This is a genomic window from Thermus sp. 2.9, assembly GCF_000794385.1.
Taxonomy (GTDB): Bacteria; Deinococcota; Deinococci; order Deinococcales; family Thermaceae; genus Thermus; species Thermus thalpophilus.
Genome location: NZ_JTJB01000004.1, coordinates 1 through 18,204, shown reverse-complemented (window position 1 = coordinate 18,204; position 18,204 = coordinate 1). Strand labels below are relative to the sequence as shown.

General features: G+C 66.0%; 18 protein-coding genes and 3 pseudogenes. 11 read left to right on the top strand and 10 right to left on the bottom strand.

Going from position 1 to position 18,204, the window contains the following annotated elements; all coding sequences use genetic code 11:
* Position 1 precedes the first annotated feature (1 nt).
* The 5 genes from narI to QT17_RS03390 are packed head-to-tail and all read right to left on the bottom strand — an operon-like array spanning position 2 to position 7,137.
* A complete protein-coding gene (narI, locus tag QT17_RS03410) occupies positions 2-679 on the bottom strand; it encodes a respiratory nitrate reductase subunit gamma (protein ID WP_039456348.1) in 678 nt (225 codons plus the stop codon).
* Positions 680-682: 3 nt separating this feature from the next.
* A complete protein-coding gene (locus QT17_RS03405; RefSeq protein WP_039456345.1) occupies positions 683-1,195 on the bottom strand; it encodes a nitrate reductase molybdenum cofactor assembly chaperone in 513 nt (170 codons plus the stop codon).
* A gap of 9 nt (positions 1,196-1,204) precedes the next feature.
* Positions 1,205-2,740, bottom strand: coding sequence for a nitrate reductase subunit beta (gene narH / locus QT17_RS03400; RefSeq protein WP_039456342.1), 1,536 nt, complete (start codon positions 2,738-2,740; stop codon positions 1,205-1,207).
* A 12-nt stretch (positions 2,741-2,752) separates the two neighbouring features.
* Positions 2,753-6,343: a nitrate reductase subunit alpha gene (locus QT17_RS03395; RefSeq protein ID WP_039456339.1), complete on the bottom strand. Its 3,591-nt coding sequence runs from the start codon at positions 6,341-6,343 to the stop codon at positions 2,753-2,755.
* 2 nt (positions 6,344-6,345) lie between these two features.
* Positions 6,346-7,137, bottom strand: coding sequence for a cytochrome c (locus QT17_RS03390; protein ID WP_039456334.1), 792 nt, complete (start codon positions 7,135-7,137; stop codon positions 6,346-6,348).
* A 95-nt stretch (positions 7,138-7,232) separates the two neighbouring features.
* On the opposite strand from QT17_RS03390, the gene QT17_RS03385 reads away from it, so the two are divergent.
* Both QT17_RS03385 and QT17_RS13220 read left to right on the top strand, forming a co-directional pair.
* Positions 7,233-9,032 carry a GAF domain-containing protein gene (locus QT17_RS03385; RefSeq protein WP_039456332.1) on the top strand — a complete coding sequence of 600 codons (1,800 nt, stop codon included), beginning with the start codon at positions 7,233-7,235 and terminating at the stop codon, positions 9,030-9,032.
* Positions 9,033-9,035: 3 nt separating this feature from the next.
* Positions 9,036-9,290 (top strand): annotated as a pseudogene (locus QT17_RS13220) (Crp/Fnr family transcriptional regulator); the annotation flags it as partial.
* A gap of 40 nt (positions 9,291-9,330) precedes the next feature.
* On the opposite strand, the gene QT17_RS03380 reads toward QT17_RS13220, so the two are convergent.
* Positions 9,331-10,454, bottom strand: a protein-coding gene (locus QT17_RS03380) for an IS3 family transposase (RefSeq protein WP_119359095.1) whose coding sequence is annotated in 2 segments (ribosomal slippage) — positions 9,331-10,217 and positions 10,217-10,454 — 1,125 coding nt in all. Because the reading frame shifts where the segments join, the coding sequence is not laid out codon by codon here.
* Positions 10,455-10,524: 70 nt separating this feature from the next.
* On the opposite strand from QT17_RS03380, the pseudogene QT17_RS03370 reads away from it, so the two are divergent.
* The 4 genes and pseudogenes from QT17_RS03370 to QT17_RS03355 all read left to right on the top strand — a co-directional run.
* Positions 10,525-10,926, top strand: a pseudogene (locus QT17_RS03370) (Crp/Fnr family transcriptional regulator); the annotation flags it as partial.
* 92 nt (positions 10,927-11,018) lie between these two features.
* Entirely contained in the window at positions 11,019-11,246 is a 228-nt protein-coding gene (locus QT17_RS03365) for a FeoA family protein (RefSeq protein ID WP_039456329.1), read from the top strand.
* On the top strand, positions 11,243-13,321 hold the full coding sequence (gene feoB / locus QT17_RS03360; RefSeq protein WP_039456326.1) for a ferrous iron transport protein B: 2,079 nt from the start codon (positions 11,243-11,245) through the stop codon (positions 13,319-13,321). Before QT17_RS03365 ends, feoB begins: the two co-directional genes overlap by 4 nt.
* A complete protein-coding gene (locus QT17_RS03355; RefSeq protein ID WP_052155146.1) occupies positions 13,318-13,533 on the top strand; it encodes a hypothetical protein in 216 nt (71 codons plus the stop codon). Before feoB ends, QT17_RS03355 begins: the two co-directional genes overlap by 4 nt.
* On the opposite strand, the gene QT17_RS03350 is transcribed toward QT17_RS03355, so the two are convergent.
* On the bottom strand, positions 13,530-13,799 hold the full coding sequence (locus QT17_RS03350; protein WP_039456321.1) for a ferredoxin family protein: 270 nt from the start codon (positions 13,797-13,799) through the stop codon (positions 13,530-13,532). The two genes, QT17_RS03355 and QT17_RS03350, sit on opposite strands and share 4 nt — an antisense overlap.
* Positions 13,800-13,925: 126 nt before the next feature.
* Between QT17_RS03350 and QT17_RS03345 the strand changes: the two genes are divergently transcribed.
* The 5 genes and pseudogenes from QT17_RS03345 to QT17_RS03330 all read left to right on the top strand — a co-directional run bounded on the left by QT17_RS03345 (position 13,926) and on the right by QT17_RS03330 (position 15,797).
* On the top strand, positions 13,926-14,315 hold the full coding sequence (locus tag QT17_RS03345; RefSeq protein ID WP_039456318.1) for a hypothetical protein: 390 nt from the start codon (positions 13,926-13,928) through the stop codon (positions 14,313-14,315).
* Positions 14,306-14,425, top strand: coding sequence for a DUF488 domain-containing protein (locus tag QT17_RS14960; protein ID WP_369792355.1), 120 nt, complete (start codon positions 14,306-14,308; stop codon positions 14,423-14,425). Before QT17_RS03345 ends, QT17_RS14960 begins: the two co-directional genes overlap by 10 nt.
* 15 nt (positions 14,426-14,440) lie before the next feature.
* A pseudogene (locus QT17_RS14955) lies at positions 14,441-14,650 on the top strand (DUF488 domain-containing protein); the annotation flags it as partial.
* A gap of 97 nt (positions 14,651-14,747) precedes the next feature.
* The gene (locus QT17_RS03335) at positions 14,748-15,197 is read left to right on the top strand and encodes a cytochrome P460 family protein (protein ID WP_255347411.1); all 450 of its coding nucleotides are present in this window, start codon (positions 14,748-14,750) and stop codon (positions 15,195-15,197) included.
* A gap of 9 nt (positions 15,198-15,206) precedes the next feature.
* On the top strand, positions 15,207-15,797 hold the full coding sequence (locus QT17_RS03330; protein ID WP_235283712.1) for a MarR family winged helix-turn-helix transcriptional regulator: 591 nt from the start codon (positions 15,207-15,209) through the stop codon (positions 15,795-15,797).
* Here QT17_RS03330 and QT17_RS14225 read toward each other — a convergent pair.
* The 3 genes from QT17_RS14225 to QT17_RS03315 form a co-directional block, all read right to left on the bottom strand.
* Positions 15,696-16,043, bottom strand: coding sequence for a hypothetical protein (locus QT17_RS14225; RefSeq protein WP_369792356.1), 348 nt, complete (start codon positions 16,041-16,043; stop codon positions 15,696-15,698). The two genes, QT17_RS03330 and QT17_RS14225, sit on opposite strands and share 102 nt — an antisense overlap.
* A gap of 134 nt (positions 16,044-16,177) precedes the next feature.
* Positions 16,178-17,317, bottom strand: a complete 1,140-nt coding sequence (locus QT17_RS03320; protein WP_039456309.1) for a TIGR04053 family radical SAM/SPASM domain-containing protein — start codon at positions 17,315-17,317, stop codon at positions 16,178-16,180.
* 164 nt (positions 17,318-17,481) lie between these two features.
* Positions 17,482-18,105: a cytochrome D1 domain-containing protein gene (locus QT17_RS03315; protein ID WP_235283710.1), complete on the bottom strand. Its 624-nt coding sequence runs from the start codon at positions 18,103-18,105 to the stop codon at positions 17,482-17,484.
* Positions 18,106-18,204: the final 99 nt, after the last annotated feature.

Here is an 18,204-nt window from a genome sequence, read left to right as displayed (position 1 = left end):
TTCACCTCGCCAGCTTCCTAATCCAGATCACGATCTGCCAAGGCCGCACCAGGTATCCCAAGGGCACGGTAATGATGTGCACCAGCCGGGAGAAGGGGAAGAGGGCCAAAAGGAGCCAGAAGTTGAACACATGGAGCTTGGTCCAAAAGGGCAGGTCCAAAATGAGCTCCGGCCTAGGCTGGAGGGTGAAGACGGACCACAGGTAAGGGGTCATCACCGCGGGGAACCAGTAGCTCCCGTAGCGGTAAAGCAGGGCGGTGAGGACCCCGGTGAGGGCGGAGAGGAAGATCAGGAGCAAGACCAGGTAGTCCATGGGGGTGGAGGCCGCCCGCACCCGGGCCACGGCGATGCGGCGGGCAAGGAGGATGTAGGTGCCCGCAAGGGCCCAAAGCCCCAGGCCAAGCCCGGTGATTTCCAGGAGGTAAAGGCGCAGGGGCACGGCGTTCCAAAGGAGGAGCCCCTTGGGCACCAGAAGGGCCAAGAGGTGGCCCAGGAGGACGATCACCAGCCCCCAGTGCATGGCGGTGGAGCCGAAGAAGAGGCGTTTTTGCTCCAGGAGCTGGCTGGACTGGGCGGAAACGGAAAAGGGCCGGTAGACCATGCGGTAGGCGGTGACCGCCACCGCCAGGGTAAGGGCGATGTAGGGAAAGACGCCAAAAAGGAGGGTGTTCCAGCTCATCCTTCACCTCCCCGACAAGACCCCCTGCAAGGCCTCCTGGACGGCCTCGAGGACCAGGAGGTAGGGGTTCTTGGCGTCCAGGGTCTTCAGGGTGCGGTGCATCTCGGAAAGCGCCTTGGGCAGGATCTCCAAAAGTTCCGGCAGGGGAGCCTGGCTCCGGGCCAGGTAGCGGAGGACGTTGGCCAGGTGGTCGGGAAGCTCGCTCCCCGGGTCCAGGCCGAGCTCCCGGTAAGCCCGCACCAAAGAGGCCAAAAGCTCGCCCCGCTGGTAGCTTTCCCCGTAGGCGGCGTAGCCCACATAGGGCGCGGTGGTGGGGGTGAGGTCCAGGGTACGGGTGTAGAGCTCCTCCCACTCGCCCAGGGAAAGGTCTTCCACCTGGCGCAGGAAGCGCTCCAGCCGCTGCTTGGCTGGGCTTCTCGGGCACGCGATCCAGCGGCGCCAAAGCTCCTCAAGCCGCCCCGGCACCGGGTAGTCCAACGCCAGGGCCAGGGTTTCCAACAAGGTGGGGCTCAGCATGCTTCCCCCCTACTCCCCCCGCAGGGGCGGCTGGATGTAGCCGAAACCCGCCTCGCCCTTGGCGGCCAACGGATCCTTCCACACCTCGGCGGCCATCTCCCGGTGGTAGGGGGGCAGGACGAACCGCTCCTCCAAGGTGGGCAAGGTGGTGAGGCGGTAGATGGCCTCGGCCTCCTCCAGGGTGAGGCCCGCATCGGCCAGCACCCGCAGCGCCCGTTCCGTGGGGCGGCCCTCGAGGCTCTCCTGCCGCTTGAGGATGCGCACCGCCAGCATCTTCTTGAGGATGGGCAGGATGAGGGCCTCGTTCCCGCCGGCGAAGAGCTTGGCCAGGTACTTCACGGGCATGCGGGCCTTCTCCAGGCTTTCGTAAAGCTCAAAGTCCAGGTCGGTTTCCGGCAGGTCCAGCCGCACCAGGCCCCCATTGCCCTGGCTTGCCCGCAGGGCCTTCTCCACCGTGGCCACCACCGGGGAGAGGGGGGGGACGTAGAACATCATGGCCAGGGTGCGGTACTCGGGGTGGAGGGGCAAGGCGAGCCGCCAGACCTTGACGAACTTGTAGATGGGCGAGTTCTGGGCCGCCTTGATCCAACTCTCGTCTATCCCTTCCGCCTGGGCGGCGGCGATGACCTCGGGGTCAAAGGGGTCCAGGATGAGGGAGAGCTGGGAGGCCACCAGCTCCTCGTCCGGCACCATGGCCGCCTCGGGGATGCGGTCGGCATCGTACAGCAAAACCCCCATGTAGCGGATCCGCCCCACGCAGGAGTGGGCGCAGGCCGGGGCCTGGCCGGTTTCCAGCCGGGGGAAGCAGAGGATGCACTTCTCGCTCTTGCCCGTGGCCCAGTTGTAGTAGACCTTTTTGTAGGGGCAAGCGGCCACGCACATCCGCCAGGCCTTGCACTTGTTCTCGTTCACCAGGACCACGCCGTCTTCGGCCCGCTTGTAGATGGCCCCGCTGGGGCAGGCGGCCACGCAGGCGGGGTTCAGGCAGTGGTTGCAGATCCGGGGCAGGTATTGGAAGACCACCCCCTCAATCTCCTGAAGCTGCGCCCGCACCTCAGGGTCTAGGGCCTTGAGGTTGGGATCGTTCTGCGCGTAGAGAGGGCTTCCTCCAAGGTCATCGTCCCAATTGGGCCCAGTCTCGGGGGTCATGGGCTCCCCGGTGATCATGGAAACGGGGATGGCCGTGGGCTGGTACTCGCTTTCGGGGGCGGTGAAAAGGTCGGAGTAACGGAAGGTATAAGGCTCGTAGTAGTCATCCAAGGAAGGCAAAGCGGGGTTGAAGAAAAGGCGGAAAAGGCCTTGGGCGCGGGAGTGGAGCCTAAGGTCCAGGTGGCCATCCCTGTACGCCCACCCCCCCTTGAAGCGGTCCTGGTCCTCCCAGCCCGTGGGGTAGCCGGCCCCAGGCCGCGTTTCCACGTTGTTCCACCACATGTACTCCGCGCCCTTGCGGTCGGTCCACAGGTTCTTGCAGGCGATGGAGCAGGTGTGGCAGCCGATGCACTTGTCCAGATGGAAGAGCATGGACATGTGGGCTCTAACCTTCATGGGCTTCCTCCTTTACCACTCCGGGGGCTTCTCCAGCTTGCGCACGTAGACCCAGGTGTCCCGGTTCACCCCCACAGGCCCCCAGTAGTTGAAGGCGTAGGTGAACTGGGCGTAGCCGCCCGACATCAGCACGGGCTTGAGGCGGGCCCGGGTGATGGAATTGTTCATCCCCGCCCGCTGGCCCCTTAGCGGGCTCTTGGGAATGCCCACCGTGCGCTCCGTGGCGTGGTAGACGAAGACCGTGCCCCGGGGAATGCGGGCGGAGACGATGGCCCGCTGCACGAAGACCCCGTTATCGTTGAAAAGCTCCACCCAGTCGTTGTCCTGGATGCCGAGCTCGGCGGCGTCCTTGTCGTTGAGCCAGATGGGGTAACCGCCCCGGGAAAGCGTCATCATGCGGTGGTTCTCGGAGTAGGTGGAGTGGATGGACCACTTGCCGTGGGGGGTGATGTAGTTCATGAGCTTGCCCTGGGCCTCCTTAGCGCTTTTTTCCGTTTCCTGGAGCATGTGGACCTCGGGGCGGGGCTTGTAGGTGGGTAGGTGCTCGCCCCAGGCCAGGTAGTTGGGGTGGTCCAGGTAGAAGTGCTGCCGCCCCGTGAGGGTGCGCCAGGGAACGAGGCGCTCCACGTTCAGGGTGTAGGGGCTGTAGGCCCGGCCTTGGTTGAGGATGGCGCTCCAGGTGGGGGTGGTGAGCTGGCGGCGGGGCTGGGCCACCAGGTCCTTGAAGGAGATGCGGACGTGGCGGTTGCCCTCCGCCAGGTCGGTGAGCTTCACCCCGGTTTTCTTCTCCTCGTCCAAGAAGGCCCGGTAGGCGAGCTCCCCGTTGGATACCGGGTCCAGGAAGAGGATGGCTTCCGCCACCTGGCGGGGCTCCTCGAGGCTGGGCCGCTTCTCCCCTTGGTAAAGCCGGGGTTGGCGCTCGGCGAGCTCCCGGTAGAAATCCTCCACGGGAATGGAAAGCCCGTGCATCCCCACCCCGTTCTTCTCCACCGCCGGGCCAAGGGTGACCATCTTCTCGTAGAGCTGGGTGTAGTCGCGCTCCACCACCCGGAACTTGGGCATGGTTTTCCCGGGGATGGGCTCCACCTCGCCCCGCTTCCAGTCCCGGTCCTCTAGCTGGGCCAGCTCGTCGAGGGTGTCGTGCTGCAGGGGGATCATGACGATGTCCTTCACGGGCTTGGGCAGGTGGACCCTGGCCAGCTCCGAGACCCTTTTGGCGATGGCCTTGAAAATCTCCCAGTCGGGCTTGGACTCCCAGGAAGGGGGCACGGCGGCCTGCAGGGGGTTGATGAAGGTGTGGAGGTCGGTGGTGTTCAGGTCGTCCTTCTCGTACCAGGTGGCGGCGGGAAGAACGATGTCGGAATAAAGTGCGCTGGTGTCCATGCGGAAGTTGAGGTCCACCACCAGGTCCAGCTTGCCCTCGGGGGCAGGCTTGCGGTACACCACCTCCGCCACCTGCTCTTCCGCCACCTCCTCGGCGATGGCGTTGGTGTGGGTGCCCAGGTAGTGCTTCAGGAAGAACTCGTGCCCCTTGGCGCTGGTGCCGATGGCGTTCCCCCGCCAGATAAACCAGACCCTGGGCCAGTTCTCCGGGGCGTCCGGGTCTTCCACGGCGAACCTCAGCTCGCCCCGCTTCAGGGCTTCCACCACGTACTGGACCACCTCCGCCTCGGTCTTGGCCCCTTTGGCCTCCGCCTCCTTCACCACCTCCAAGGGGTTCTTGTTGAATTGCGGGAAGAAGGGAAGCCACCCCTTGCGCACCGCCCGCACCTGGTGGTCCACGGTGTGGTCGGAAAGCCCCTGGGCCGTCTTGTCGTAGGCGGAGAAGCCACGCTCGTAGCGCCACTGGTCCGAGTGGACGTAGTGGAAGCTCGGCGTGTTCTGCTGCCGAGGGGGGTAGCCCCAGTCGGTGGCGAAGGCGATGGGCCCCCAGCTGGCCTGGTTGGCGAGCTTCTCCTGGCCCACGTAGTGGGCGAGGCCGCCCCCGTTCACCCCCACGCTCCCCGTGAGCATGAGGGCCACGATCCCGGCGCGGTACATGAGGTTGTTGTGGTACCAGTGGTTGATGCCGGCGCCGATGATGATGAGGTTTTTCCCCTGGGTCTTAAGGCCATTCTCCCCCCAGGCCCGGGCGTACCGGAGGAGGGTTTCCCGGTGGATCCCCGTCCACTTCTCCTGCCAAGCCGGGGTGTAGGGCAGGTCGTCCTCGTAGCTTTGCGGGTAGTCCCCGGGCAGACCCCGGCCCACCCCGAACTGGGCCATGAGCAGGTCAAAGACCGTGGCCACCGCCACCTTCTCCCCTTCCCTGGTGGTGAGGTACTTCACGGGAACCCCGCGCTTGAGCTTGCGGTCCGAGGCGAAATCGTCCAGCTCCACCAGGACCACCTCGTCCTCCACCCCCAGGAGGGTGAGGCGGGGGTTAAGGGGTTCGCCGGTCTTGGGGTCTTCCAGCTTCAGGTTCCACTTGCCCTTTTCCTTCTGCCAGCGGAAGCCCAAAGTTCCAGCGGGCATCCGGGGACCCTTGGCCTCGTCGTAGATGAGGAGCTTGAAGTCGCCGTTTTCCTCCTCGGCGTACGCCGCAAGGCGGTTCGCCCGGAGGTAGCGCCCGGGACGGCCGTCCTTGATCTCCACCAGGAAGGGGCTATCCGTGTAGCGCTTCAGGTAGTCCTGGAAGTAGGACACCTCCTGATCGGCGTAGAACTCCTTCAGGAGAACGTGGTTCACCGCCATCCAAAAGGCGCCGTCCTGACCGGGGTTTATGGGGATCCACCAGTCGGCGTACTTGGAAACCTGGGAGAAGTCGGGGCTGAAGACGGTGAGCTTGGCCCCGGCGTGCCGCACCTCGGCGATGAAGTGGGTGTCCGGGGTGCGGGTCATGTTGAGGTTGGAGCCCATGACGGCGATGAAGCGGGCGTTGTACCAGTCGGCGGACTCGTGGACGTCCGTCTGCTCCCCCCAGATCTCCGGCGAGGCGTTGGGCAGGTCGCAATACCAGTCGTAAAAGCTCATGGGCACGCCGCCCAAGAGGGAGAGGAAGCGGCTTCCGGCGGCGTAGGAAACCTGGCTCATGGCGGGGATGGGGGAAAACCCGATGACCCGGTCTGGCCCATGGCGCTTCACCGTGGAAACCACCGCGGCGGCGATGAGTTCCAGCGCCTCGTCCCAGGACACCCGGCGGAAACCTCCCTTGCCCCTCGCCTTTTGGTAGCGCTTGCGCTGGTGGGGGTCGCTCTGGATGGCCTCCCAGGCGGCCACGGGGTCTGGGTGCTTGGCCTTGGCCTCGCGCCAGAGGTCCAAAAGGGCCCCGCGGGCGTAGGGGTACTTCACCCGGATGGGGCTGTACTGGTACCAGCTAAAGCTGATGCCCCGCTGGCACCCCCGGGGCTCGTAGGGGGGAAGGCCGGCCTCGAGGCTCGGGTAGTCCGTGGCCTGGAGTTCCCAGGTAACGATGCCGTCCTTGACGAAGACCTCCCAGGAGCAGGAGCCGGTGCAGTTCACCCCGTGGGTGGTGCGCACCCTTTTGTCGTGCTGAAAGCGGTTGCGGTAGAACTCCTCCCACTTCCTCTCCGCCGGGTTTTCTATCTCCTTGATCCAGTCCCTCATGCTCACCTCCTAAGCTGGCTCCGAATGCGCTCCGCCAGGCTCCTGGGGCGGAGCTGCCACACCGCCGCCTGGTAGACCAAAAGGAGCCCCAAGAGGAATACCCCCGCCACCAAGAAGCGGCCCAGGTACAGGGAAGGGGGCCTCGGGGCTTCCTGCGAAACCTGCACCAAGAACGCCGCCAAGGCTGCCGCCTCGGCCTCGGTAAGCGGCCTGCCCTTATAGGCCTCCCGCATTACCGGGAAGGCGGGGTTGGTGAGCAGGGCGGAAAGCCCAGCCTCCCCGCCCAGCCGCTTGGCGGCGTCCATGAGGTCCTTGCCCAGGGAACCCCCACCGAAGAAACCCACCCCGGCCACGGTGTGGCAGGCCTGGCAGGGAGCGCCGCCGTTTCGCAAGGGCTTCTGCCCCAGGTAAAGGGCCCGGCCCAAGGCGGCATCCCCTTGGACCCTAGGCGCCGGGGGGGCCGCCTCGGCAGGGGCCCCGCCCAGGCTCTTCAGGTACTGGGCGATGGCCCTTGCCTCTGCCTCGGAAACCTGCGGCAGGGGAGGCATCACGCCGTTGTAGGTGACACCCCCCACCTCCAAGGGCCCGGAAAGCCCTTGGCGCACCACCTGGACCACGTGCGTTTCGTCCTGGGCCCTGGGGTTCCCGGCCAAGGGCGGGATGGCCCCAGGGATGCCCTGGGCCTCGGCCCCGTGGCAGCTGGCGCAGAACTGGCCGTAAAGGGCCTTCCCCTCCTGGGCCCAGGCAGGGACCAGGAGGAAGGCCAGGACCAGGGGATAGAGCCTTCGCTTCATCCTCACCTCCGGCCCTCAGTGTGGGGGCACCGCCTGGCGGCCACTTGCCCGGCCCGGGACATCTGTCCTAAGAGATGGGCCCTACCCTGAAGGCGATGCGGCCTTTAGCCCGGCTCAGGCTCACCGCTGAAGGGTGGGCGGAGGTCCTGGAGGCCGACCCCTCCTTGGGCCTGGAAGGGTCCGATCTCCCCTGTGCCCTCCTGGTGCAGGGTCAGGACCCCTTTGGCCGCCCTCTCTGCGCCCGCTGCCCTGTGCAGCGGGAGCTGAAGCGGGGAGCCTACCGGGCCAGCACCCCTCTGCTCCTCAAGGGCAAGCGCCTGCGCTGCCAGGGGTACCGGGAGGATGGGGGCTTTTTAATAGAGTTTTACCCAGAAAAGGCCGAGCCCCCGGACCTCCTGCTGGAGCTCTCCCGCCTTACGCAGCACCTCCTACACCATCCCGAAGCCCTCCCGGAGGCTCTGGAGACCTTCTTGGGCACCTTGCGTAAGGCCCTGGGCATGGAGGCCGCCGAGCTCTTTTTGGCCGACCCTGAAGGGCATCACCTGATCCTCACCGCCTACGAGGGGCTCCACCGGGAAGCGTTTTTAGAGAAGCCCTGGTTTCACCTGGGCGAGGGGTACCCGGGCATCGTGGCCCTGCGTCGGGAGCCCCTCTTCACCCACGCCCTGCAGCAAGACCCCCGGTACCTGCGGCAAAAGGTGAAGCAGCTGGGCTACCAGACCTATATCTGCTACCCCCTGGAGCTTCCCCACGGCCTCATCGGCGTGCTCAACCTGGCAGCGCGGAACCCGGGCCTGGACCACGAGGAGGCCCTCGAGGCCCTTTCCCGCATCGCCCCCCTTTTCGCCAGCACCCTCTACACCCTCCTCACCCGCCTGGGGGAGGTGGGGCTTTTGGCCTTAGGGGAACGGCTCCACCGCGGGGAGGTTTCCGAGGCCCGGCAGACCTTCCTCCAGGGGCTCAAACGCCTGGCCCAGGCCACCGGGGTAAGGCTGGTGACCCCAGCCGGGGAGCGGATGGAGCTGGGGCTCGTGCCCCCGTGCGCCATGCAGGACTGCCCCGCCTGGCGGGGGGAGGTGGTGGGCCTGAAAAACGGCCTACCCCAATGCCCCGAAGCGGAAGGGAGGCCCAGGATCTGCCTGCCCCTTTGGGCCAAGGGGCAGGTGGCGGCCGTGGGCACCTTGTTCCACGCCCGTGCGCCCAAACCCCCCACCGGCCCCGCCGCCCCCGCCCTCTGGTTCTCCCGGCTCGCCGTTCCCCTCCTCTTTCCCCAAAGCGAGGCGCGGGAGCTGGACCTCGAGGTCTACGCCCTGGGGGGCTTCCGCCTCCGCTTCCGGGGCAAGGAGCTCTCCCCCAAGGACTTTGGCCGCAGCGGGGCTTACCGCCTGTTCAAGTTCCTCCTGGCCAACAAGGACCGGGCCCTCTATACGGACGACCTGGCCGAGGCCTTCTTCCCCGAGTTGGAACCCGAGCGGGCCCGGCAAGAGGTGTACGCCCTGGTTTACCACCTGCGCAAGGCCCTGCCCGGCATCGTGGAGCGGGAAGGGGAGTACTACCGCCTGCGCCTTCCGGAGCGGCGCTTCCTGGACTTTGAGCGCTTTGAGGAGCTCATGCGCAAAGCGGACCTAGAGGAGGGGCTTTCCGCCTTCAAAACCCTCCGCCAGGCCCTGGAGCTTTACAAAGGCCCCCTCTTCGGCGACGACCCCTACGGGGAGTGGGCGGAGGCGGAACGGACCTACCTCCAGGAAAGGGCCCTTTCCGGCCTGCTGCGCCTGGGGGACCTGGCCGAGGCCCTGGGCTACAAGGAGGTGGCCAAGGAGGCGTACGCCCGGGCCTTAAAGCTGGAGCCCTTCCTGCAGGAAGCCAAAAGGCGCCTCGAGGCCCTAAGGGGGTGAAGCGTGGACCTGGCCCAAGTACCCCTCTTCCGCGAGCTGGACCCCAAGGACCTGGAAGCCTTGGCCCGGGAAGCCCGGCCCCGCCCCCTGCGAAAGGGGGAGGTGCTCTTTTTAGAGGGGGAGGCCGTCCGGGCCCTCTTCGTGGTGCAAAAGGGGCTCATCAAGGTCTACAAGCTAGACCCCGAGGGAAGGAAGCAGGTGGTCCTCCACGTGGAGGGGCCAGGCCGGGTCCTGGCGGAGGTGGCCCTCTTCCTGGAGTGTACTGCGGCCCTAAATTTGGACCACCTTACCGGTCAGTTTAGTCAGGGCTCCCATCCCCTTTCAACAGGCTCTCCGAAAAGGCCTCGGGCGTCATGTAATCCAAGGCCGAGTGAGGACGCTTACGGTTGTACACCTGGAAGACAAACCGCTCCACCGAGGCCCGCGCCTCCGCCAGGGTCCTGTACTCCCGCAAGGCCACCCACTCCTCTTTGATCGTCCGGATCAACCGCTCCGCGTGCCCGTTCTCCCAAGGCCTCCCCGTCCCCGCGTAACTGAGCCGCACCCCTAGCCCCAAAAGCCGCTCCACATACGCCCTGGAGGTGTACTGCACCCCCCGGTCCGAATGGTGCACCTCGGGACACCCCTCCCTCAGGGCCATCTCCAGGGCCGCAAGAGCAAGCCCCTGGGACAGCCTCGGCCCCAGGGCCACCCCCAGGATCTTGCGGGTGTGGAGGTCCATCACCACCGCCAGATAGGCCACCCCCTCCCCCAGGACCACGTAGCTCAGGTCCGCCACCCACACCTGGTGCGGGCGGGTCACCGCGAGTCCCGGCAGGAGGTTCTTCACCCCTTCCGGGAGAAGGCCCCCTGGGGAGGTGGTCCTGGGGGAGGGCCCCTTGCGGGGAAGGAGCAAGCCCTCCTCGCGCATCAGGGAGCGCACCCGCTTCTCCCCCACCTGGACACCTTCCCCCCGCAAGAGGGCGGTGAGGCGCCGGTAGCCGTACCGGGGCCAGGCCGCCGCCAGGGCCCGCAAGCGTTCCCGGAGGGCCCTCTCCTCGGGAGGGGGGTCCTGGGGCCGGTAGTAGAGGGTGCTCCGGGGCACCCTGAGGACCCGGGAAAGCAGGCGGAGGGGGTAGGCTCCCTTGAGGGCCTTCACCAGCTCCCGCCTTTCCTTTGCCGGTAGAGCCCCGAGGCTTTTTTTAGGACCTCCAGCTCCAGGGCCATCTGGCCGACCAAGCGTTCCAGCTCGCGGATGCGGGCCTCCTGCTCCGCGCAGCCGGAGGTGAAGGCGGCGTGGGCGTTCTCCAGGAACTCCCGCTGCCAGCGGTAAAGGAGGGACTCCGCCACCCCATAAGCCCGGCAGGCTTCGGCCACGGTCCTTTGACCCGACAAGACCTCCAACACAATTTTTGCCTTTTCCTTCGCTGACCACCTGCGCATCTCGCTACCCCTTCAGACTACACCCCTTGGCCTCTCTCTTGGGGTGGTCCAAATTTGGGGCAGCACTTCAGAGCGGCCCACCTACCCCGCCAGCGCCGAGGCCTTGGAGGAAAGCCAGGTCCTGGCCATTCCCAAGGAAGCCTTCTTCCGCCTGGTGGAGGAAAGACCCCCCCTAGCCCGGGCCCTGATCCGCTACCTGGCCCGCCGGCAAGGCCAGCTCCTCCACCTCCTGGACCGCCTGGTCTTCCACGAGGTGCGGGAGAGGCTTTGCGAGTTCCTTCTGGAGAGGCTAAGGGAGGAAGGGCAGGGCTTCCGCCTTCCCACCAACCCCGAGCTGGCCGCCCTGCTGGGCACGGTGCCCGAGGCGGTTTCCCGCAACCTGGGGGAGCTTTACCGGCGGGGACTCATCCGGCTTTCCGGCCGAAGGGTGGAAATCCCCAACGCCACGGCCTTGGAGGAGGAGATCTTGTGAGAACGATTATCGCTTCTAAATCATGTAATCCGACCGGAATGCTTGACTTTTCCCGCCAGCCCATCGTAGCCTCAGAGGCAGGAGGTGCCCTTATGTATCCCCTCTCCGCCCTCTCCCCTGGCCGACGCGCCCGCGTGCTCCAGGTGGCGCCGGGGCGCCGCCGGCTTTTGGCCTTGGGCCTTCGCCCCGGCGCCACGGTGGAGGTCTTGCTCCAGGCTCCCCTCGGCGACCCCTTGGAGGTACGGGCGGGGGAAACCTTCTTGCTCCTGAGGAAGGAAGAGGCGCAGGCGGTGATGGTGGAAGCCCTGGACGAAGCATGAGCTGCCCCCGGTGCGCACCCCAGGCGTCCTTGGTCTTGAAGGCGGAGGAGCGCTGGGCCTTGGTGGGCAACCCCAACACCGGGAAGTCCTCCCTCATCAACGCCTTGGCGGGGGCGGGCCTCGAGGTGGGCAACTGGTCCGGGACCACCTTAGAGCGCCTTTCCGCCCACCTATCCCTGGGTGAGGCCCGGGTGGAGCTCGTGGACCTGCCCGGCACCTATAGCCTCCTCCCCACCTCCCCGGAAGAGGCCCTCGTCCTGACGGAGCTCCTACAAAACCCCCCGGACCGGATCCTGAACGTGGTGGATGCGGGGAACCTGGAGCGCAACCTGGTCCTCACCCTGGAGCTCATGGAGCTCGGCCTGCCCATGGCCCTGGTGGTGAACCTCCTGGACGAGGCCGAGGCCAAGGGGCTTCGGGTGGACCTGGAGGCCTTGGCCCAGGCCCTGGGCCTGCCCGTGGCCGGGGCCGTGGCCGCCCGGGGCGAGGTGGAAGGGGTTTTGGAGGCGGCCTTGGGGGCCGGCACGCCGCACCCCCCCGTGCGCTACCCCGCCCCCCTCGAGGCGGCCTTGGCTGCCCTGGAGCCCTCCTTCCCCAGCCGCGGGCTCGCCCTTCTCGCCCTTTTGGGGGAAGGGGTGCCCTTACCCGAACCCCTCCTGGCGGCCGCCCAGGAGGAGCGGGAAAAGCTCCTCCTGAAGGGGCACGACCCCTACCTTCTGGCCCTGGAGGGGCGCTACCAGAAGGCCAAGGAGGTGTACGAAAAGGCGGTGCAGCGCCAAGGCACCCCCTCCTCCCTCACCGAGCGCCTAGACCGCTTGGTACTCCATCCCCTTTTGGGCCTACCCCTCTTCCTCCTGACCCTTTTCTTGGCCTTCCGCTTCACCTTTGCCCTTTCTAGCCCTTGGGTGGACCTGATCGGCCGGGTGCAGGAGGTGCTGGCGGGGTGGGTGGCCGCCTCGCCCCTGCCGCCTATGCTCCGCTCCTTCTTGGCGGAGGGGGTGGTGGCGGGGGTGGGCACGGTGCTGGCCTTCACCCCGGTCCTTTTCCTCCTCTATCTGGCCCTGGCCTTTTTGGAAACCTCGGGGTTCCTCGCCCGTATGGCCTTCGTGGCCGACCGGGTGATGCGGTGGGCAGGCCTTCCCGGCAAGGCCTTCATCCCCTTGGTGTTGGGGTTTGGCTGCAACGTGCCCGCCGTTTACGCCACCCGGGCCCTTTCCCACCCCTTGGACCGCCTGCGGGTGGCCCTGGCCATCCCCTTTCTGGCCTGCGGGGCCCGGCTTCCCGTCTTCACCCTGTTCGCCTTTGTCTTCTTCCCCAAGAACGCGCCTTTTGTGGTCCTTGGGCTTTACCTCTTGGGCCTCCTGGTGGGCCTCGTCACCGCCTTGCTCCTCGGGCGCTTCCTCCGGGCCGGGCAGGGCGAAGGGGCCATGGAACTTCCCCCCTACCGCTTCCCGCCCCTAAAGCTCCTCCTTCGCCTCTCTTTGGCCCGCACGGGCAGTTTCGTGCGGGGGGCTGGGGGGCCCATCCTGGTGGCGGTTCTCCTCATCTGGGTCCTCCTTCACCTGCCCTTGGGGAGCACGAGCCCCTACGCCCTTTTGGCCCAAGGAATTACCCCCCTCTTTGAACCCCTGGGGGTGAGGGACTGGCGGCTCGTGGGGGCCCTGATCCCGGGCTTCGTGGCCAAGGAAGTGGTGGTGGGAGCCTTGGGGGTGAGCTTCTTGGGCGGGGAAGGCGTGGCGCCCGTGGGCCTCCTCGAGGGCCTCCGCACCCTCTTAGGGGCCCTCTTCCAAGCCCTCTGGGGCACCCTAGAGAACCTCCTTTCCCTCTTCGCCCCGGCAAGCTTTTCCTTGGCCCCGGAACCCACCCCCTTGCAGGCCGCCCTGAAGGGAGCCGTGGCCCCCATGGGGGCCCTGGCCTACCTGGTCTTCGTCCTCCTCTACACCCCCTGCGTGGCCACCCTGGCCGCCTTGCGCCAGGTGGTGGGGGCACGCTGGGCCAGCTTCGCCGTGGCCTACCAACTCCTTCTGGCCTACGCCCTGGCCTTCCTGGCCGGGCACCTTCCCCTCCGCCCATGACCCAAAAGGCCCTAGACCTCCTCCAGACGCCCAAGACCGCCGCCGAGCTGGCCCGGGCCTTGGGGCTAACCCGAGAAGGGGCCGAACTCCTTTTGCGCCAGCTGGCCCGCCGCGGTTACGCCAAGCCCCTGGCGTGCGGCACCGCCTGCGGGACGTGCGCCTTCCGGGGGCTGTGCCAAGGTCCAGGAGAGCTCTACTGGGTGCGCACCTAGCCTTCCCTTTCCAGAACGTGCACGTTGGGAAGGGTCATGGCCCAGTGGCGGTTTTTCTCTATGTAGTCCCGCCACTTTTCCGGCACGTCCTCCTCGGGGTAGATGGCGCTCACCGGGCAGGCGGGCACGCAGGCCCCGCAGTCAATGCACTCGTCCGGGTGGATGTAGAGCTGCTCCCCGGCGTCGTAAATGCACTCCACGGGGCAGACCTCCTGGCAGGAGCGGTCCTTCACGCCAATGCAGGGCTCGCAGATCACGTGGGGCATGGCTCACCTCCAAGGCCCACTTTGGGGGATCGGCCCTTGGCGGTCCATGATGCAGGTCAAGGCCCAAGGGCACCCTTTGTGCCTCGGGTCAAGGCCCGCTCCCGGCCTTCCGCCTAAACTTGAAGGGTGTTACGGCAACCCTTGCCCCCTCTTTCCCTCCGCACCCCGGAAGGGGCCAAGGTCTACCTGCCCGACCTCAAGGGAAAGCCCTTGGCCCTGGTGCGGGACCTGGGGCTGGCCCAGGCCCTGGCCCGCAGGCGCGCCGACCTCCAGGCGGTAAACGCCCAAGCTTATCTCCTGGCGCAAAAGCCCATCCCAAGCCCCCTGCCCCTCCTCCTGGATCCAAAGGGGACCCTGCTTGCGGCCATCCCGCCGGGGGGCGCCCTGGTAACGGACGCCCACCTGGAGGTCTACCACCTGGGCCCCGTGCGGGACGCCGAGGAGGTATTGGACTGGCTTCGGTTCGTGGAGGCCCAGTGCCCGGAGTGCGTCCTGCCGGAGGCAGAATGGATCTGAGGGTGAAGCGGGTCTACGACCCTCCCTCCCTCGAGGACGGCCTGCGGGTCCTGGTGGACCGGCTTTGGCCTCGAGGGCTTTCCAAGGAGAAAGCCCAGGTGGACTGGTAGGCCAAGGGGCTTGCCCCTTCCCAGGCCCTGCGCCGTTGGTTCGGCCACGATCCAGCCAAGTACCCCGAGTTCCTTGCCCGCTACCGAAAGGAATTGCAGGAGAACCCCGACCTGGAAAAGCTCAAGGGTTTAGCCCGGGAAGGACGCGTTACCCTCCTCTATGCCGCCAAGGAAAGGCGATACAACAACGCCTGGGCCCTGAAGGAGATCCTAGAAACCCGCTAACCCCTTTAGGCTTGACAAGAGGATTATAGGGGCGGTATTATTTAGGAGTCCTAAGGAGGTGGCTATGGCGAGGTCGGGAACCGGGAAAGCGGGGATTTTGCTAGTCCTGCTGGCGCTTCTCCTATCTTTTGGGCAAGAAGGCATTCCTTACCCTGAGGGCTTCCGGCTTTGGCCCCACGTGAAGAGTATGGAGCTCAGGCCGGGCCATCCCCTCTACGAGAGCTTCGGAGGCCTGCACCACATCTACGTGAACCCCACGGGGCTTCCCACCTACCTGGAAGGCAAGAAGGCCGCCTTCCCCAAGGGCACGGTCATCGTCTTTGACCTCCTCGAGGCCAAGACCGAAGGAAACGCCCTCGTGGAAGGCCCGCGGAAGCTCATCGGCGTCATGGTCAAAGACCCCGGGCGCTACCCGGAAACGGGCGGCTGGGGCTACTACGCCTTCGGCCCCGACAAGAAGCCCCTTGCCATTGACCCCAAGGCCTGCCATGCCTGCCACCAGGGAGCGGCCAACACCGACTACGTCTTCAGCGCCTTCCGGCCCTAAGCTAAAGGGGTGGACGCCGAGGAAAAGCTCCTCTTCCTCCTAGAGCGCCTGGCCCAGGCGGAAAGGGCCCTCCTCACGCAAAAGGCCCACCGCCTGAGCCTTTCCGCCACCCAGGCCCAGCTCCTCCTTCACCTTTCGGCAAGGCCCCAAGGGGTGGTGGACCTGGCCCACCTCCTCGCCCTCACCCCGGCCACGGTGAGCGAGGCCCTAAGCGCCCTGGAGCGGAAGGGGCTTTTGGCTCGGGAAAAGGACCCAACGGACAAGCGGCGCTTCCACCTCACCCCCACCGCCGAGGGAAGGCGCCTGGCGGAGGCCCTGGGGGATTACCTGGACCCCATGCGAAAGGTACTAAGAGGGGTGGAGCATAAGGCCCTCCTCCTTCCCCTCATGCGGCTCCTCGAGGGCCTCGTGCGCCAAGGTGTCATGGCCGATACGGGCATGTGCCTCACCTGCCGGCACCTCCGGGCGGAAGAAGGGCTCCGCTGCGCCCTCCTCCGGCTAACGCTGGCCCCAGAAGACTCCGCCTCGCCTGCCCAGACCACGCCCCCGCTGAAGTTGCCCTACCGGGTAGGCCTGCCCTTGAGCACTCTGCGGGGTTAAACGCTTTTCCCGAGCCCTTTGAACCTCGGCGGGCGTAAAGGGTTGCGGGTTGCGGTTGCCGAAGCTGGCGCCTATGTGATTGAGCAGAAGGGCGATCTCCTCATCCTTCAACTGGCCCATGGAGGGCATCAGGCCGTTATAGGTAAAAGAACCCACCTTCAGAGGGCCTTGCAGGCCAAAGGCCACCACCTGCACCAAATAGGCCCGCCCCTTAGGGTCCTTGAATAAGGGATCCAACCCCGCCAGGGGCGGAAAAGCTCCCGGAACCCCCTGCCCCGTGGGCTGGTGGCACCCGGCGCAATACTAGGCATAGAGCTTGCCCCCATCCTGGGCCAAGGCCATCCCCAAGAGTCCCAACGCCAAGACCATTCACCCGTTCCTCATGCTCCTCTCCTTTCCGCAAGGGGGCGCTTGCCCTTCAGGTCCAACCACGCCGGGGGCACATAGGCGCAGCGGGGGTCAGCAGCCAGGTAGTCCCCCGTTTCCGCCCAGGCCCGGGCCCGGCTCCCTCCACATACGTAGCGGTACTCACAAACCCCACACTTCCCCTTCAGGAGGTCTTTGTCGCGGAGTTGGCGGAAAAGCGGGCTTTCTCGGTAAATCTCCAGAAGGGGTCTTTCCCGCACGTTACCCGCATACACCGGCAAAAACCCCGAAGGGGCCACATGCCCTGTGGCAGACACGAAAACAAAGCCGTTGCCGTCCGTGACCCCCAGGCGGGAGTGTTCCATGCCGTCTTGAAAATACTCCCGGTGCAGGCTTTCACCGGCCGCCAAAGCCCGGTCCTTTCCCCCTTCCGCCTCCCGTCTTTGCAAAACCACCCGACGGAAGTGGTGGGCCTCGGTGGTTTTAACGTGGAAGGGGTAAACCTTGGAAACCTCGTAAAGCCAATGGAGGACCTCCTCAAACTCCCTAGCGGAAAGCTGCTTGAGGAGCATTCCCCGCCCCACGGGAACCAGGAAGAAGAGGCTCCAAAGAACCACGCCTTTCTCCGCCAAGCGTTCGGGCATCGCCTTAAGTTCTGGCCAGTTTTCCCGGGTCACCGTGGTATTCACCTGCGTGGGAAGCCCCGCGTCCCGGGCCCAGTCCAAGGCCGCCAGAGTCCGGGCGAAAGTACCCTTTTCCCCCCGGAAGGCATCGTGGCTTTCCGGGCTCGCCCCGTCCAGGGAAAGGGCCAGCCGGGTAACCCCCACCTCCCGAAGCCGGAAAACCATCTCCTGGGTAAGCAGGGGGGTGGCGGCGGGGGTCAAGCCCACCTTGAGCCCGAGCTCCCGGGCCCTAGCGATGAGGGAGAAGAGGTCAGGCCGGGCCAACGGATCACCCCCCGTGAGGAGCAAAAGGGGTTTGGGTCGGTAAGTGGCGACCTCCTCTATCAGCCGCAGCCCTTCTTCCGTGGAAAGCTCCCCCGGCAACGGGTGAGGCTGGGCCGAGGCCCGGCAGTGCCGGCAAGCCAGCATGCAGGCGTTCGTCACCTCCCAGGCGACGAGGTAAGGGTATTGAGCAAAATCGGGGCGTTCCATGTTTCTAGCCTCTGCGAAAGGGTCCTCAACGTCCATGATCCGGGTCAAGGGGGAGGGAAAGCCCCTCCCCCAACCCCGCTAGTAGATGTCGTAGGCGGTGTTGTATACGTTGAACTTGCCCGTAGGGGTGCGGACCCAGTCCCCGGTGATCCGGGCCTTCTCCTTCAGGTCAAGGCATCGTAGACCACGATGAAGGTGGGCGTGTCCTTCGCCCCCCAGGCGGAAACCCAGATCTCCGTGCCTCCCTTATTGAACTCCGGGTGCACCATGCGGGCCTTGTGCTCCTGGGCCCCAGGCACCTCCCAGCACTTCGTGACCTCCAGCTTGCGCTTATCTATCGCGCATAGGCTGGCCGCAGCCTGGGGGCTTGGGCTCATGGGAAAGTCCACGATCACCCAAGGGCTATTGGGATGGGTCTTGATGAAGAGGGTACCCGTGTAAGGAAGCTGGATCCGCTTCACCACCTTCCAGGCATACTGGGGGTGTTTCTCCGGATCCACCCCCACCACCGTCACCTCGGGACTGCCGATGTTGCCCGTGGCCCACACGGGCCCGAAGGTGGGATGGGTCCAGTTGGAACCCCGGCCCGGGTGGGGTCTCACCCACGCCTCCACCTCCGCCACAAACTCCCGGGTCTTGGTGTCAATCACGATGAGCTTGTTCACGGCGTTGGCGGCCACGATGAAGTAGCGCTTCATGGCCCAACCGCCATCGTGAAGGAAACGCTCGGTGTCAATCATGGTGATGGGCAGAGGACGGCCTGGCTTATGGAGTTGGGAGTAGTCCACCAACCAGGTCTGGCCAGACTCCTTCCAGGGCTTTACCCAAAACTCCTTCCTCGCCCTCCCTTAGCCTGCTTCAAGAGTTCTTGGGTGACTTCATAGTTG

Bases quoted from the DNA above. Each gene is read 5' to 3' on its own strand.
- QT17_RS03390 (WP_039456334.1), bottom strand. From the start codon at position 7,137: ATGAAGCGAAGGCTCTATCCCCTGGTCCTGGCCTTCCTCCTGGTCCCT.
- QT17_RS03405 (WP_039456345.1), bottom strand. From the start codon at position 1,195: ATGCTGAGCCCCACCTTGTTGGAAACCCTGGCCCTGGCGTTGGACTAC.
- QT17_RS03355 (WP_052155146.1), top strand. From the start codon at position 13,318: ATGACCCAAAAGGCCCTAGACCTCCTCCAGACGCCCAAGACCGCCGCC.
- narH (WP_039456342.1), bottom strand. From the start codon at position 2,740: ATGAAGGTTAGAGCCCACATGTCCATGCTCTTCCATCTGGACAAGTGC.
- QT17_RS03365 (WP_039456329.1), top strand. From the start codon at position 11,019: ATGTATCCCCTCTCCGCCCTCTCCCCTGGCCGACGCGCCCGCGTGCTC.
- QT17_RS14960 (WP_369792355.1), top strand. From the start codon at position 14,306: ATGGATCTGAGGGTGAAGCGGGTCTACGACCCTCCCTCCCTCGAGGAC.
- QT17_RS03320 (WP_039456309.1), bottom strand. From the start codon at position 17,317: ATGGAACGCCCCGATTTTGCTCAATACCCTTACCTCGTCGCCTGGGAG.
- QT17_RS03385 (WP_039456332.1), top strand. From the start codon at position 7,233: ATGCGGCCTTTAGCCCGGCTCAGGCTCACCGCTGAAGGGTGGGCGGAG.
- QT17_RS03395 (WP_039456339.1), bottom strand. From the start codon at position 6,343: ATGAGGGACTGGATCAAGGAGATAGAAAACCCGGCGGAGAGGAAGTGG.
- narI (WP_039456348.1), bottom strand. From the start codon at position 679: ATGAGCTGGAACACCCTCCTTTTTGGCGTCTTTCCCTACATCGCCCTT.
- QT17_RS03350 (WP_039456321.1), bottom strand. From the start codon at position 13,799: ATGCCCCACGTGATCTGCGAGCCCTGCATTGGCGTGAAGGACCGCTCC.
- feoB (WP_039456326.1), top strand. From the start codon at position 11,243: ATGAGCTGCCCCCGGTGCGCACCCCAGGCGTCCTTGGTCTTGAAGGCG.